This is a genomic window from Streptomyces sp. NPDC127119 (assembly GCF_042677425.1).
Taxonomy (GTDB): Bacteria; Actinomycetota; Actinomycetes; order Streptomycetales; family Streptomycetaceae; genus Streptomyces.
The window spans coordinates 5,400-19,094 of the sequence record NZ_JBHXTO010000058.1; the positions used below are offsets into that span (position 1 = coordinate 5,400).

14 protein-coding genes are annotated in these 13,695 nt (G+C 71.0%); 5 read left to right on the forward strand and 9 right to left on the reverse strand.

Annotated elements, in window-relative coordinates; genetic code table 11:
- Positions 1–134: 134 nt before the first annotated feature.
- From ACFVH5_RS23660 to ACFVH5_RS23675, 4 genes are all read right to left on the reverse strand, one after another.
- Positions 135–725, reverse strand: a complete 591-nt coding sequence (locus tag ACFVH5_RS23660; protein ID WP_384814522.1) for a malonic semialdehyde reductase — start codon at positions 723–725, stop codon at positions 135–137.
- Positions 726–971: 246 nt separating this feature from the next.
- Entirely contained in the window at positions 972–1,229 is a 258-nt protein-coding gene (locus tag ACFVH5_RS23665; protein WP_385835650.1) for an exodeoxyribonuclease VII small subunit, read from the reverse strand.
- A 21-nt stretch (positions 1,230–1,250) separates the two neighbouring features.
- The gene (gene xseA, locus ACFVH5_RS23670; RefSeq protein WP_385835652.1) at positions 1,251–2,459 is read right to left on the reverse strand and encodes an exodeoxyribonuclease VII large subunit; all 1,209 of its coding nucleotides are present in this window, start codon (positions 2,457–2,459) and stop codon (positions 1,251–1,253) included.
- Positions 2,460–2,812: 353 nt separating this feature from the next.
- Positions 2,813–4,189: an APC family permease gene (locus ACFVH5_RS23675; protein WP_385835654.1), complete on the reverse strand. Its 1,377-nt coding sequence runs from the start codon at positions 4,187–4,189 to the stop codon at positions 2,813–2,815.
- Positions 4,190–4,294: 105 nt separating this feature from the next.
- Here ACFVH5_RS23675 and ACFVH5_RS23680 point away from each other — a divergent pair, with 105 nt between their 5' ends.
- Together ACFVH5_RS23680 and ppgK are read left to right on the forward strand one after the other, a co-directional pair.
- A complete protein-coding gene (locus ACFVH5_RS23680) occupies positions 4,295–5,311 on the forward strand; it encodes a 4-hydroxy-3-methylbut-2-enyl diphosphate reductase (protein ID WP_385835656.1) in 1,017 nt (338 codons plus the stop codon).
- A 29-nt stretch (positions 5,312–5,340) separates the two neighbouring features.
- Positions 5,341–6,087 (forward strand): polyphosphate--glucose phosphotransferase, encoded by a 747-nt coding sequence (gene ppgK, locus ACFVH5_RS23685; RefSeq protein ID WP_385835657.1) that lies wholly within the window; start codon positions 5,341–5,343, stop codon positions 6,085–6,087.
- A gap of 130 nt (positions 6,088–6,217) precedes the next feature.
- Here the strand turns inward: ppgK and ACFVH5_RS23690 are convergent, their stop codons facing one another.
- On the reverse strand, positions 6,218–6,775 hold the full coding sequence (locus ACFVH5_RS23690) for a DUF6542 domain-containing protein (RefSeq protein WP_384814509.1): 558 nt from the start codon (positions 6,773–6,775) through the stop codon (positions 6,218–6,220).
- Positions 6,776–6,959: 184 nt separating this feature from the next.
- Here ACFVH5_RS23690 and ychF point away from each other — a divergent pair, with 184 nt between their 5' ends.
- On the forward strand, positions 6,960–8,048 hold the full coding sequence (gene ychF, locus ACFVH5_RS23695; protein WP_385835658.1) for a redox-regulated ATPase YchF: 1,089 nt from the start codon (positions 6,960–6,962) through the stop codon (positions 8,046–8,048).
- Between the two features lie 39 nt (positions 8,049–8,087).
- Here the strand turns inward: ychF and ACFVH5_RS23700 are convergent, their stop codons facing one another.
- Positions 8,088–8,717 (reverse strand): TetR/AcrR family transcriptional regulator, encoded by a 630-nt coding sequence (locus ACFVH5_RS23700; protein ID WP_385835660.1) that lies wholly within the window; start codon positions 8,715–8,717, stop codon positions 8,088–8,090.
- Between the two features lie 103 nt (positions 8,718–8,820).
- On the opposite strand from ACFVH5_RS23700, the gene ACFVH5_RS23705 reads away from it, so the two are divergent.
- Positions 8,821–9,615, forward strand: coding sequence for an SDR family NAD(P)-dependent oxidoreductase (locus tag ACFVH5_RS23705; protein WP_385835661.1), 795 nt, complete (start codon positions 8,821–8,823; stop codon positions 9,613–9,615).
- A gap of 151 nt (positions 9,616–9,766) precedes the next feature.
- Complete coding sequence (locus tag ACFVH5_RS23710) at positions 9,767–10,690, forward strand: CPBP family intramembrane glutamic endopeptidase (RefSeq protein ID WP_385835662.1); 924 nt, start codon at positions 9,767–9,769, stop codon at positions 10,688–10,690.
- Between the two features lie 116 nt (positions 10,691–10,806).
- On the opposite strand, the gene ACFVH5_RS23715 is transcribed toward ACFVH5_RS23710, so the two are convergent.
- Genes ACFVH5_RS23715 through ACFVH5_RS23725 form a run of 3 tightly spaced genes read right to left on the reverse strand, consistent with a single transcriptional unit; the run spans position 10,807 to position 13,528 of the window.
- On the reverse strand, positions 10,807–11,469 hold the full coding sequence (locus ACFVH5_RS23715; RefSeq protein ID WP_385835688.1) for a response regulator: 663 nt from the start codon (positions 11,467–11,469) through the stop codon (positions 10,807–10,809).
- Positions 11,470–11,477: 8 nt separating this feature from the next.
- The gene (locus tag ACFVH5_RS23720) at positions 11,478–12,695 is read right to left on the reverse strand and encodes a sensor histidine kinase (RefSeq protein WP_385835663.1); all 1,218 of its coding nucleotides are present in this window, start codon (positions 12,693–12,695) and stop codon (positions 11,478–11,480) included.
- Complete coding sequence (locus ACFVH5_RS23725) at positions 12,692–13,528, reverse strand: CPBP family intramembrane glutamic endopeptidase (RefSeq protein ID WP_385835664.1); 837 nt, start codon at positions 13,526–13,528, stop codon at positions 12,692–12,694. Before ACFVH5_RS23725 ends, ACFVH5_RS23720 begins: the two co-directional genes overlap by 4 nt.
- Between the last annotated feature and the right edge of the window lie 167 nt (positions 13,529–13,695).

Below are 13,695 nucleotides of genomic sequence, written 5' to 3' on the forward strand. Positions count from 1 at the left end.
TGGTGGGGGTCTGGGCTCGGCCGGCGGGGCGGCGGGGGCGCATCTGGCGGTGGGTTAGGGTGGCGGCCCGCGGGGTTGGGGGGCTCCCGGGCCATGTCCGGCATCCCGGGGTCGTGTCCGGGGTCCCGTTCGGCTCAGACCGTCGTGATGACCTGGTCTGCCTCAAGGCGCGGGGAGCGCGGGAACCAGGCGTCCTCGGCGGGCCGGCCGATGTTGACCACCATCAGCGGGGTGTGGTCGCCGTCGAGGAACTCCTTCTGGACGCCCGCGAAGTCGAAGCCCGTCATCGGACCGGCGGACAGGCCGGCGGCACGGACGCCGATGATGAAGTACGCGGCCTGCAGCGCGGCGTTGAGCGCGGCGGCACCCTCACGGGCCGGGCGCTCGGCGAAGAAGAGGTCCTTGGCCTGCGGGAAGTGCGGGAGAAGGGCCGGCAGCTCCTCGTGGAACTCGTTGTCCGCGGAGAGGATCGCGACGAGCGGGGCGGAGGCGGTCTTCGGCTGGTTGCCCTCGGCCATGTGCTGCACCAGGCGCTCGCGGGCCTCGGCGGAGCGGACCAGGGTGATGCGCAGCGGCGACTGGTTGAAGGCGGTCGGCCCGTACTTGACCAGGTCGTAGATCGCCTGCACCTGCTCGTCGGTCACCGGCTCGTCGGTGAAGGCGTTGGCGGTGCGGGCCTCGCGGAACAGCAGGTCCTGGGCGGCGGGGTCAAGAACGAGAGACATGAAACAAAACCTTCTCGGAGCGTGCGTCGGATCCGGGGGATCGGCTGACACGTGTGACGGTACGCCGAGTAGGTTTAAGTTTCAACCAAAAGTGGACCAGGGTGATCCGCTTCACATATACATGGCCGGACCAATTACCTGACGGAAGAAAGGGGGCGACACCGCCTTCGTGCCGCCCCGCCCCTGCCTGCTCCCTGCCTGCTCCTGGTAAGTGTCTGCTCGGAGCCGGCCGGTACCGCTGCGGAGTCAGCCGTTGTCCGCCGCAGCCTCGTCCTTCTCTTCCTCTTCCTCCGCCAGCGCCGCGTCGAGGCGGGCGCGGGCCCCGTCGAGCCAGCGCCGGCACACCTTCGCCAGCTCCTCGCCGCGCTCCCACAGGGCGAGCGACTCCTCAAGCGTCGTACCGCCCGTCTCCAGGCGTCGTACGACCTCGATGAGTTCGTCGCGCGCCTGCTCGTACCCGAGCGCCTCGTCCGTCGTGCCGGCCGTGCCGGTCCTGCTGGTCATGCGTCCACCCTAGGGTCTGCCTCAGACATCGACTCGTACCGTGAACTCGCCCTCGGCGACCCGCGCCCGCAGGCTCTCGTCCGCCGTCACCTCGTCCGGGGACCGGACGGCGTGGCCGTCGGACTTCTGCAGCACCGCGTACCCCCGCTTCAGGGTCGCGGCGGGGGAGAGGGCCACCACGCGCGCGTGGGTGTGGGTCAGCTCCGAGTCGGCGCGGTCCAGGAGATGGCCGAGCGTGCGGCGACCGCGGTCCAGGAGTGCGGCCACGTGGTCGGCGCGCTCGTCCACCATCCGGTGCGGATCCTCTATCGAGGGGCGGGCCAGCGCGTGCGCGAGCCCCCGCTCCTCACGCTCGATGAAGGACCCGACGCACCGGCGGGCACGGTCCCGCAGGAACCGGACCCGCTCGTACTCCTCCCCGACGTCCGGTACGACCTTCTTCGCGGCGTCGGTCGGGGTGGAGGCGCGCAGGTCGGCCACGTGGTCCAGGAGCGGGTTGTCGGGCTCGTGGCCGATGGCCGACACGACGGGCGTACGGCAGGCCGCGACCGCCCGGACGAGCTGCTCGTCCGAGAACGGAAGCAGGTCCTCCACGCTGCCGCCGCCGCGCGCCACGACGATCACGTCGACGTCGTCGAGCGCGTCCAGGTCCTTGACCGCCTGCACGACCTGCGGAACCGCGTGAACGCCCTGTACGGCGACATTGCGCACCTCGAAGCGGACGGCCGGCCAGCGGTGGCGCGCGTTCTCCAGGACGTCCCGCTCGGCGGCGGAGGCGCGGCCGGTGACCAGGCCGACGAGCTGGGGCAGGAACGGGAGCGGCTTCTTGCGCTCGGCGGCGAACAACCCTTCCGCGGCCAGGGACTTCTTCAACTGCTCCAGGCGGGCGAGCAGTTCGCCGACGCCGACCGGCTTGATCTCGACGGCTCTCAGCGACAGCTGTCCGCGCGGCGCGTACCACTCGGGTTTCGCGTGGACGACGACGCGGGCGCCCTCGCTCACGACGTCGGCGATGGCGTCGAACACCTGCCGGTAGCAGGTCACACCCACGGAGATGTCGTGCGACGGGTCGCGCAGCGTCAGGAAGACGACGCCGGCGCCCGGGCGGCGCGACAGCTGGGTGATCTGCCCCTCGACCCACACCGCGCCCAGCCGGTCGATCCATCCCCCGATGAGCCGCGACACCTCGCCGACGGGGAGGGGTGCGTCGGCGGACGTATTGAGAGCCATGAGCCGAGCGTAGCCGCACCCTCTGACACAGCCGAAGCTTGTACCCGGGTGCGCCCCGGCGGGGGCGAGCCGCGCAGTTCCCCGCGCCCCCAAGGCCAAAAGACTGCGCAGTTCCCCGCGCCCCTGGGCGGGACGGGGCGCAGCCCCTCCCCGAGGGGCGCGGGGAACGGCGCGAGCACCCCCACCGGCCCGCAGGCGAACGTGGTCTTCAGGGGCGCGGGGAACTGTGCGAGCAACCCCCACCGGCCCGCGGACGAATGTCGTCTTCAGGGGCGCGGGGAACTGCGCGATCAGCCCCCACCTACCCGCACCCACCCCACACCCCCGCCACCCCGCAGGGGCAGCGCGCGCGTTCAGCCGGACGTGGACGTGGCCGCCCGCTGGGCGACCAGCACCCCGGCCCCCACCAAAAGCCACACCGCCCCCACCACCCGCGCCGCCCCAGACGCCTCAAAGATCACCAGCACGGTGACCCCCGCCCCCACCACGGGCACCACCACATGCCGCCACCACACAACCACCCCGCCCGCCCCCCGTCGCCGCACGGCGAACCACCCCACCACGCTCGCGTGCAGCAACGTGAACGCCGTCAGCGCACCCACGTCGACCACCGACACCAGATGGTCCATCCCGTCGTCGCGCCGCGCCGCCCACACCGCGGCCACGAGCGTGATGACGGCCGCGCAGAGCAGCGCGACCCGTGGCACCCCGGAGTCCGTTCTCGACAGGGCCCGCGGCAGCCGCCGCTCCCGGGACATCGCGAACAGCAGCCGCCCGGCCGCCGCCTGCCCGGCCAGCGCCGCGAACGCCGCCCCGATCGCCTTGCTGACGGCCACCAGGTCATGCAGCCACGTGCCGACGGAGGCGTCCACGGCGTCGTAGAAGGCCGATCCCTGTTTCACCGGATCATCGGCGAGCCGCGCCGACGACATCGGCTCCAGCAACGCGACGAGGTAGGTCTGCGCGATGAACAGCACCCCGGCGAGCGCGAGGCAGAACAGCACCGCCCTGGCGACCTTCTCCGAGCTGCCGGTGACCTCCTCCGCGAAGGAGGCGATCGCGTCGAAGCCGAGATACGACAGCACCGCGATCGACACCGCTCCGAGGACCGCGGACAGCGCGAACGCCCCCTGCGAGCCGTCTCCGGAGAACGGCGACAGCCAGCCCCGTTGCGCCCCGTCGCGCGCGAGGACGACGATCGCCGACACGAAGAAGACGAGGAGGACCACGATCTCCATCGCGAGCACCAGGAAACCCACGCGCGCGGCGACCCGTACGCCCCACAGGTTCAGCAGCGTCGTCACGACGACCGCGAGCGCCGTCCACACCCAGCGTGAGACGTCCGGGACCAGGGAGTTCATCGCGATCCCGGAGAAGAGGTACGCCACCGCCGGGATGAGGAGGTAGTCCAGCATCGCCATCCACCCGGCGATGAACCCGGCCTCTTTTCCGAGCCCCGCGCGCGCGTAGGCGAACACCGAACCCGCCTGGGGGACGACCCGCACCATCTGCGCGTAGCTGAACGCGGTGAACGCCATCGCGACCGTGGCGACCACGTAGACCAGCGCGACCGCCCCGTGCGACCTGGCGTCGAGGGTCCCGTAGACACCGACCGGCGCCATGGGGGCGATGAACAGCAGCCCGTACACGACCAGGTCGCGGAAGCCGAGACTGCGCCGCAGGCCCTGTTCGCCGCCGGCCGTGCGGGCCGGTGAATCCGTACCGGACATCCATGCCTCCCGAGAGTCGTGACGCCTCCGCCCCCGCTCCGCTCCCCGGCCCCCGACCAGTCTCTCCGTGGACGTGATCTTTGACCTGTCGGGCGCACCCTTACGATGGGACGCATGACTGCTTCGACTGGCCGCCGTGTCCTGCTCGCCGCCCCCCGTGGCTACTGCGCGGGTGTCGACCGTGCCGTGATCGCCGTCGAGAAAGCCCTGGAGCAGTACGGGGCCCCGATCTATGTCCGTCACGAGATCGTCCACAACAAGTACGTCGTGCAGACCCTGGAGAAGAAGGGCGCGATCTTCGTCGAGCGGACCGCGGAGGTCCCCGAGGGGTCCATCGTCATGTTCTCGGCGCACGGTGTCGCCCCCGTGGTCCACGACGAGGCCGCGGCCGGGAAGCTCGCCACCATCGACGCGACGTGCCCGCTGGTCACCAAGGTCCACAAGGAAGCCGTCCGGTTCGCGGACGACGACTACGACATCCTCCTCATCGGTCACGAGGGCCACGAGGAGGTCATCGGCACGTCCGGAGAGGCGCCCGACCACATCACGCTGGTCGACGGCCCCGGTGACGTGGCGAAAGTCGAGGTCCGCGACCCCTCCCGGGTCGTCTGGCTGTCCCAGACGACGCTGTCGGTCGACGAGACCATGGAGACGGTGGACGCCCTCAAGGAGAAGTTCCCGCAGCTCATCTCCCCGCCGAGCGACGACATCTGCTACGCCACGCAGAACCGCCAGCTCGCGGTGAAGCAGATGGGCGAGCAGGCCGATCTCGTCATCGTGGTCGGCTCGCGCAACTCCTCCAACTCCGTACGGCTCGTCGAGGTCGCCAAGCTCGCGGGCGCCCGGGAGGCGTACCTCGTGGACTTCGCCGACGAGATCGACGACAGCTGGTTCGAGGGCGTCTCGACGGTCGGCGTCACCTCCGGGGCCTCGGTGCCGGAGATCCTCGTGGAGCAGGTCCTGGAGTACCTCACCACGCACGGTTACGAGGACGTCGAGCTCGTGAAGGCGGCCGAGGAATCCATCACGTTCTCGCTGCCCAAGGAGCTGCGCCGCGACCTGCGCGCGGAGGCGGCGGCCCTGGTGGCGCAGCGCACCGGAACCACCCCCTCGGTCGAGTGACTGTCCGTCCCACGACGTAACGTAGAGCCATGCAGATCTTCGGCGTGGACATCGGCGGTTCAGGGATCAAGGGCGCTCCCGTGGACCTGGACAAGGGCGACCTGGCGGAGGAGCGCTACAAGGTGCTCACGCCGCATCCGGCGACACCCGACGCGGTGGCGGACGGTGTGAAGGAGGTCGTCGGTCACTTCGGCTGGACGGGCCCGGTCGGCATCACCTTCCCGGGCGTGGTCACCGGTGGTTCCACCATCCGCACGGCGGCCAACGTCGACAAGGACTGGATCGACACCGACGCGCGCGCCCTGCTCGGTGACCGGCTGGGCGGGCTGTCGGTGACCGTCCTGAACGACGCGGACGCGGCGGGCGTCGCCGAGATGCAGTTCGGCGCGGGCAAGGACCGCAAGGGCACGGTCTTCCTGCTCACGTTCGGTACGGGGATCGGCAGCGCCCTCTTCGTGGACGGCACCCTCGTCCCGAACACGGAACTGGGCCACCTCGAACTGAACGGCCACGACGCCGAGAAGCACGCCTCCACGAAGGCCAAGGAGGACCACGACCTCTCCTGGGAGCACTGGGCGCACCGCGTCCAGAAGTACCTCGCCCATGTGGAGATGCTCTTCTCGCCCGAGCTGTTCATCATCGGCGGCGGGGTCAGCCGCAAGTCGCAGAAGTTCCTGCCGCTGATCGAGGGCATCAAGGCGGAGATCGTGCCGGCGCAACTGCAGAACAACGCGGGAATCGTGGGCGCGGCGATGCGCGCGGCCCAGACGGACTGAGCGCCCGGCCCCACCCTCACCCCCGCCCCGTCAGGGGCGCGGGGAACTGCGCGGCCAACCCGCACCGGCCCGCAGCCGAGGTGCCGACGCCGACGGTCGGCCGGACAGCCAGGAGCGCCCGGCCGGCCCTTCAGGCCATCCGGCGACGCTGCGCGGCCTTCCTGGTCATCATCCGAGCCTTGCGCACGGTCACGATGACCCCGGCCAGCAGCGTCCCGCCGTACAACCATCCCGCGTGCATCGCGAGGGCGGTGACGAGGCCCATCACCCGGCCGCCGAAACCGCCCTCGCTGTCCGCGATGGGCAGGAGGCCGACGGCGAAGGCGATCGGTACGGCGACGACCGCCGTGACGAGGTCGGCCCGCCGCACCCACACCGCGGTCAGCACGCAGACCGGCAGGAACAGCACTCCGTAGACGACGAGCGACGCCCCGAACAGCAGTTGGATCAGACAGGCCAGCGCGAACATCGACGCGGCGCAGAACAGGCCGCTGCCCAGACCGGTGAGCCGGGGGTTGGGAAACCGGCGTACCGCCTGCACGAGCGGCGAGACGGACTTCGCGGTACGCGGGACACCGGCCCCGGCCTGCCGGGCCGTACGGGCACCGCCCCGTCCGGCCTGCGGGGGAAGGGGCGAGCCGCCTCGCGACGGCTGTGACTGGGGAGGACGTGTCCTGTGTTGCTCCACTGGTCCAACTTAGGTCGGGTTATGTGTGGAATGACCCCCTAGACACGCGCTTTGGTCGACCTTGGCCAAGCGTTCGACACGTCGCCGGTGCGAGGCGTGGCACGCCGTAGACTGATGAATCGGCCTGAGCACCCCTCCGGGCCCCAGTCATCGCCCCACACCCTCACGTACGGGAAGTCGCAACGTGTCGCTCACGATCGGAATCGTCGGTCTGCCGAATGTCGGCAAGTCGACCCTTTTCAACGCCCTGACCAAGAACGACGTGCTGGCGGCCAACTACCCGTTCGCCACGATCGAGCCGAACGTGGGCGTGGTCGGTGTCCCCGACGCCCGGCTGACCAAGCTGGCGGAGATCTTCGGCTCGCAGAAGATCCTGCCCGCGACCGTGGACTTCGTCGACATCGCGGGCATCGTGCGCGGCGCGAGCGAGGGCGAGGGCCTGGGCAACAAGTTCCTCGCGAACATCCGCGAGTCGGACGCGATCTGCCAGGTCATCCGCGCCTTCAAGGACGAGAACGTCGTGCACGTGGACGGCAAGGTCTCGCCCAAGGACGACATCGAGACGATCAACACCGAGCTGATCCTCGCGGACCTGCAGACCATCGAGAAGGTCCTGCCGCGCCTCCAGCGGGAGTCGCGGATCAAGAAGGACGTCGTGGCGAAGGTGACCGCGATCGAGGCGGCGAAGGACATCCTGGACGCGGGGCAGACGCTGTTCGCGGCGGGCATCACCCAGGGCTCCGACCAGGAGGCCATGCTCCACGACCTGCACCTGCTCACGGTCAAGCCGTTCCTGTACGTCTTCAATGTCGACGAGGACGAACTGACCGACGACGCGTTCAAGGCCGAGCAGAGCGCGCTGGTCGCCCCCGCCGAGGCGATCTTCCTCAACGCCAAGCTGGAGTCGGACCTCGCGGAACTCGACGACGAGGAGGCCATGGAACTCCTCCAGTCGGTCGGCGTCGAGGAGCCGGGCCTCGCCAGGCTCGCGCACGTCGGCTTCAACACCCTCGGCCTGCAGACCTACCTCACGGCCGGCCCGAAGGAGTCCCGCGCCTGGACGATCAAGAAGGGCGCCACCGCCCCCGAGGCCGCCGGAGTCATCCACACCGACTTCCAGAAGGGCTTCATCAAGGCGGAGGTCATCTCCTTCGAGGACCTCGTCGAGACGGGCTCGGTCGCGGAGTCCCGCGCCAAGGGCAAGGCGCGCATGGAGGGCAAGGACTATGTGATGCAGGACGGCGACGTGGTGGAGTTCCGCTTCAACGTCTAGTTCCGCCCCGAACCGCCCCCCGACCCGCGTCCGTGCGGGTCAGGGGGCGGTTTGCTGTGTCCCGGCCGACGGCCAGTTGCGCATCGCCATGTCCGCCACCAGTTGCAGCTCCTCGCGGGGGGCGCCGCCCGCGGCCTGGACCGCGATGCCGTTCGCGACGGTCATGAGGTAGCGGGCGAGCAGGGCGGGGTCCAGGTCCGGCGGTAGGTCGCCTTCGTCGACGGCCTGCCGGAAGCGGTCGTGGAGGAGGTCCATGCCCTCGTTGCGCCAGGTGACCAGGGTGTCCCGGGCGGTGCGTCCCGGCTCGCCGGCGGCCAGGGCGCCCTGGACTCCGAGGCAGCCGGTGGGGCCGCCGGGCTGGGTGCTCGTCCGGACGGAACCGTTGAGGAACGCCGTGGCCACCTGCCGCGCGGTCGGCTCCCGTGTGGCCCGGACACTGTAGGAGGCGGGCCCCTCGGTGTAGCGCTCCAGGGCCTTGCGGAACAGGTCCTCCTTGTTGCCGAAGGCCGCGTACATGCTCGTACGGGTGATGCCCATGGCGCCGGTCAGGTCGGTGAGGCTGGCGCCTTCGTAGCCCTGCTCCCAGAAGACCCGCATGGCGCGCTCCAGGGCCTCTTCGGTGTCGAAGCCCCTCGGCCGGCCGATCGCTGCCTTCTGTCGCGTCTCCATGCAACCCATCCTACCTTTCCGTACCGGTCGGTGCGGATGTGTTACGGTCCTCCCCGATGTCAATCAGTACCGATCGGTACTGATGTTTACGGAGGTCATCCGAATGGGACAGCTCGAAGGCAGGACCGCCGTCGTCACCGGCGGCGGCACCGGGATCGGCCTGGCCGCCGCCGTACGGCTGGCGGCCGAGGGCGCGCACGTGTTCATCACCGGCCGGCGCGAGGCCGAACTGGACAGGGCCGTCGAGGCCATCGGTCCGGAGAGGGCCACCGCGGTGGCCGGTGACATCTCCGACCCGGCCGACCTGGACCGGCTGTACGACGCGGTCCGCGCCCGGGGTCGGGGCCTGGACGTCCTCTTCGCCAACGCCGGCAGCGCGTCGTTCGCCACGTTGGAGGAGAGCACCGAGGACCACGTCGACCGGATCTTCGGTGTCAACGTCCGGGGCACGGTGTTCACCGTCCAGAAGGCGCTGCCGCTGCTCAACGACCGCGCCTCGGTCATCCTCAACTCCTCGGTGCGCGCCGACGACGGCGTCGCCGCGTTCGGTGCGTACGCGGCCTCCAAGGCGGCGATCCGGTCCTTCGCCCGGACCTGGGCCAACGAGCTCAAGGACCGCGGTGTCCGGGTCAACGCGATCTCCCCGGGCACGATCGACACCCCCGGGCTCGACGCCGTGGTCGCCACGCAGGATGTGCCGGACGCGGCGGATGTGCCGGACGGGTCAGCCGTCGCGGGTCCGCCCGTCACCAAGGCGCAGTTCGCCGCGGCCGTCCCGCTCGGCCGGATCGGGCGGGCGGCCGAGGTCGCCGACGCCGTGGCCTTCCTCGCCTCCGAGCAGAGCAGCTTCGTCCTCGGGGCCAACCTCTACGTCGACGGCGGCGAGAACCAGCTCTGACGGATCGCCGCAACCCCCGTACGCCCCGTTGTCCCCCACGCGAGCGACAAGCAATGCCCACCCCGGCGGGACGTTCCGAGGTACCCCCTCCTCATAGCGTTCCTCTCGATGCAGGGGCGGCCGGGCCGCCGGTCGAGAAGGGGAAGATGTCATGTCGCTCTGGAACACGCAGGCCGTGCGATGGGTCAAGGACCAGTACACGCAGTCGCACGTCGAGCCCACCCGCCGGGTGTGGCCGGCCGGGGTGCGGCTCGCGGTGATGGTGGTGCTGTTCGTCCTGGTGACGGGGCTCGCGGCGGGGATGAGGAGCGTGGCGGGCGACAACCCGGTGCTGTCCCTGCTGTTCGGCGCGGCGACCGCGGTGATCGCCCTGACGGTCTACGCGGCGGCCGTACGGTTCCTCGAACAGCGCCCCGTGCCCGAACTGGACCCCGCCGACGCCGCATCCGGTCTGCGCGTCGGTACCGCCGCCGGCCTCGGACTCTTCGTCGCGACGCTCGCGCTGATCGCCCTGTTCGGCGGATACGGCACGGAGGGCGGGGTGTCCGTCGGCGGCGCCCTGACCGTCCTCGGGATCATGGCCGGGGTCGCGGTCGTCGAGGAGATCCTCTTCCGCGGCATCATCTTCCGCCTCGTCGAGGAACTCACCGGTACGCGGGGCGCGATGGTGATCTCGGGCGTGCTGTTCGGAGGCCTGCACCTCGTCAACTCCGGTGCCACCGTGTGGGGCGCGCTCGCCATCGCCATCGAGGCCGGTCTGATGCTCGGCGCCGTCTACGCGGCCACCCGTTCCCTGTGGATGCCGATCGGCCTGCACTTCGGCTGGAACTTCGCCCTGAGCGGCATCTTCGGCGTCACGGTCTCCGGCAACGAGGACCAGCCCACCGGCCTGCTCCACGGTGTGCTGTCGGGCCCCGAGGCGATCACCGGCGGCGGCTTCGGCCCGGAGGCCAGCATCTTCGCCATCCTCGTCTGCACGGTCCCCACGGTCGTGTTCCTGCGCCTGGCCAAGCGCAGGGGCCGCCTCTACACCCGGCAGCAGCTCAGGTCCGCGGGGACGACCGCCTCGTCCTGACCACGAGGGCCGGGACGACCGGCCCCGCCGGACGAAGAGCGCCTACGGATCTCCGTAGGCGCTCTTCGTCCGTGCGCGTCCTTGCCTGTGCGTGTCCCTGTCCGTGCGCGTCCGGGTCAGGTCACCAGCCCCTGGCGGTACGCGTACACCACCGCCTGCACCCGGTCGCGCAGATTGAGCTTCGCCAGGATGCGGGAGACGAAGGTCTTGACCGTCTCCGGGCTGATCACGAGGGTCGCGGCGATCTCGCTGTTGGAGAAGCCGTTCGCGATGAGGCGCAGGACCTCCAACTCGCGTGGCGTCAGCGGGATGTCCTGCGGAGCGGTGCTGTCGGCGGGGCGGATGCGGGCGGCGTAACGGCCCACGAGGCGGCGGGTCACCTCGGGGTCCAGCAGGGCCGCGCCCGCGCCCACGGTCCTGATGCCGTGCAGGAGTTGGGCCGGGGGCGCGTCCTTGAGCAGGAAACCGCTCGCCCCCGCGCGCAGCGCCTCGTACACGTACTCGTCGAGGTTGAACGTGGTCACCACGAGCACCTTGACGGGATGCGGTACCCCGGCGCCGGCCAGCAGGCGGGTGGCCTCGATGCCGTCGAGCACCGGCATGCGTACGTCCATCACCACGACGTCCGGGCGGACCTGGGCGGCGAGATCGACCGCGGCCCGCCCGTCCCCGCACTCGCCCGCCACCTCCAGGTCGGGCTGGGCGTCGATGATCGTCACCAGGCCGGTGCGGATCAGCACCTGGTCGTCGCAGACCAGGACCCGGATCGGGGAGGCCACGGGTGCGCTCACGAAGGGCTCCCGGCGGGTATGCGCGCCCGGACGACGAAGCCGCCCTCCGTCCGCGGGCCCGCGCTGAAGTCGCCGCCCAGGATGTCGACCCGCTCGCGGAGACCGGCGAGACCCCGCCCGCTCCCGCCCGGGGAACCGGCCCCCGAGCCGGAACCGTCCGTACCGACCTCCACAGTGATCTCCCTTTCGGCGTGCCGCACCTGAACCGAGGTGCGGCTGCCGAGAGCGTATTTGAGGGCGTTGGTCAGCGCCTCCTGCACGACCCGGTAGGCCACGAGTTCGGCGCTGCCGGCGGGCTGCGCCGGGGTGCCCTCCTCGGTGAACTCCACCGGCTGCCCGGCCAGCCGCGTCCGCTCCACGAGCGCGAGCAGCCCGCCGCCGGACGGCGTCCGCGGCTCGGTTCCCCGGTCGGTGCCGTGGCCCGTGCCGTGGTCCGGGTTGAGCAGGTCGAGCAGGTGCCGCAGATCGGCGATGGCCCGCCGGCCGGTGTCGGTGACGGCGGTCAGGGACTGGTCGAGGCGGTCGGGCGAGGCGGTGAGATAGCGCGCCGCCTCGGCCTGCACGACCATCGCCGTCACATGATGGGTCACGACGTCGTGCAACTCCCGGGCGATACGGGTGCGTTCGGCGGTCCGGGTGTCCTCGGCGATCCGGAGCCGGTGCTCGGCGTCCGCGACCCGCGTCGAGCGCAGCCACGCCCCGAGGCCCCACGCCAGGACCATCGCCAGATAGAACGTGACGAGTTCGCTCGGCGGCTCACCCGGATCGAGCCGGGCGAACGCCACCGCCAACGGCACGTACGCCACGGAGAAGACGAGCGCGGCCGTACGCCGATGCCGTACCAGGTGGGCCCCCACGCTCAGCAGCGCGATCGGCAGGGCGGTGCCCGCGAACGAGTGGTAGCCGCGGAGCTGGTCGACGGCGAACCCCACCGACACCAGGGCGAGACAGACGGCCGGCCAGCGGCGGCGCACGGCGAGCGGGAGGCTCTGGAGGGCGATCAGCAGAAGAGCCAGGGCGTCGAGGGGACGGTTCGGCAGGCCGCCGATCTGCGTCCCGTGGGCCTCAGGCAGGAACGAGACGGCGAGAAGCAGCAGCCCCAGCGGAAGGTCCCGGACGATGACGTCGGAGCGGCGCCACCACTGCGGAACCCGCCGCCGCACCAGGGCGGGCCACCGGTCACGGGCCCGCCGAAGACTGACCATCCCGATCATCGGGGGAGTGTAGCGGTGGCGCCGGCGCGCTCGGCACGGCCGCCGCGCGGCACCACCCGGCCGCGCCGGTGGGCCAGCCACATGAACACGATCGTCGCCAGCACGCAGAACAGCACCGAGTACACGCTTCCCTCCGGGCCGAAGTCGCCGCCGGTGAGCAGCGACGGGCCCGACATCGAGGAGTCGAGCAGCCCCGGAGGGGTGTCGTTGCCGGAGACCTCGGTACTGAAGACGCCGGACGCGGCGTAGTTCCAGCCGAAGTGCAGGCCGATGGGCAGCCACAGCGAGCGGGTGGCGACATACGCGGCGGTGAGCATGCCGCCCGCCTCGACGGCGATGGCGGCGGCGCCCCACAGGCTGGCGTTCGGGTTGAGCAGGTGCGACAGGCCGAACAGCGCGCCGGTCAGCACCAGCGCGATCCAGGTGCCGATGCGCTCCTCGGCGATACGGAACAGGACGCCGCGGAACATCAGTTCCTCCGTCACCGCGGCGGCGGCCATGAAGCCGAGCAGGCCCATCGCGCCCGACCGCGAGTCGATGCCGTCGACCTCGTAGTACCCGGAGGTGAAGAGGTTGACGATGACGGCACTGAACAGCGCGACGCCGATCAGGGTTCCGCGGCCCAGCGCGGTGGGGGCTTCCTCCAGGGCCAGTTCGGTGACCGGGCGCCGCTCGGTCCGCCCCACCACCCACCGGTAGACGAACACCGCGAGCACGGCCGCCGGTACGCCGACGAGCAGCTGGAGCCACGGTCTGCCCTCCGCCGCCGTGATGCCCTGACCACCGACGAAAGCGACCGCGACGACAGCCACGAGCTGCCAGACGAACCTCATGAGGACTCCTGCACCGGAGCCGCGGCCGAGTGCCGCGGGCTGTGCAGAAAGCTAGGGATCCGGCGGCCGGGAATCGTCACCGCCCGGTGGACACCTGCGCGTAGCTCGGACGGGGGACAGACCGGGGCGGCGGGCGTACGCGCCTTTTTCCGCCCCGCGACGGGAAC

Coding starts and splice junctions, on each gene's coding strand:
- ACFVH5_RS23660 (WP_384814522.1), bottom strand. CDS start 725: ATGTCTCTCGTTCTTGACCCCGCCGCCCAGGACCTGCTGTTCCGCGAG.
- ACFVH5_RS23665 (WP_385835650.1), bottom strand. CDS start 1,229: ATGACCAGCAGGACCGGCACGGCCGGCACGACGGACGAGGCGCTCGGG.
- xseA (WP_385835652.1), bottom strand. CDS start 2,459: ATGGCTCTCAATACGTCCGCCGACGCACCCCTCCCCGTCGGCGAGGTG.
- ACFVH5_RS23675 (WP_385835654.1), bottom strand. CDS start 4,189: ATGTCCGGTACGGATTCACCGGCCCGCACGGCCGGCGGCGAACAGGGC.
- ACFVH5_RS23680 (WP_385835656.1), top strand. CDS start 4,295: ATGGGACGCATGACTGCTTCGACTGGCCGCCGTGTCCTGCTCGCCGCC.
- ppgK (WP_385835657.1), top strand. CDS start 5,341: ATGCAGATCTTCGGCGTGGACATCGGCGGTTCAGGGATCAAGGGCGCT.
- ACFVH5_RS23700 (WP_385835660.1), bottom strand. CDS start 8,717: ATGGAGACGCGACAGAAGGCAGCGATCGGCCGGCCGAGGGGCTTCGAC.
- ACFVH5_RS23705 (WP_385835661.1), top strand. CDS start 8,821: ATGGGACAGCTCGAAGGCAGGACCGCCGTCGTCACCGGCGGCGGCACC.
- ACFVH5_RS23710 (WP_385835662.1), top strand. CDS start 9,767: ATGTCGCTCTGGAACACGCAGGCCGTGCGATGGGTCAAGGACCAGTAC.
- ACFVH5_RS23720 (WP_385835663.1), bottom strand. CDS start 12,695: ATGATCGGGATGGTCAGTCTTCGGCGGGCCCGTGACCGGTGGCCCGCC.
- ACFVH5_RS23725 (WP_385835664.1), bottom strand. CDS start 13,528: ATGAGGTTCGTCTGGCAGCTCGTGGCTGTCGTCGCGGTCGCTTTCGTC.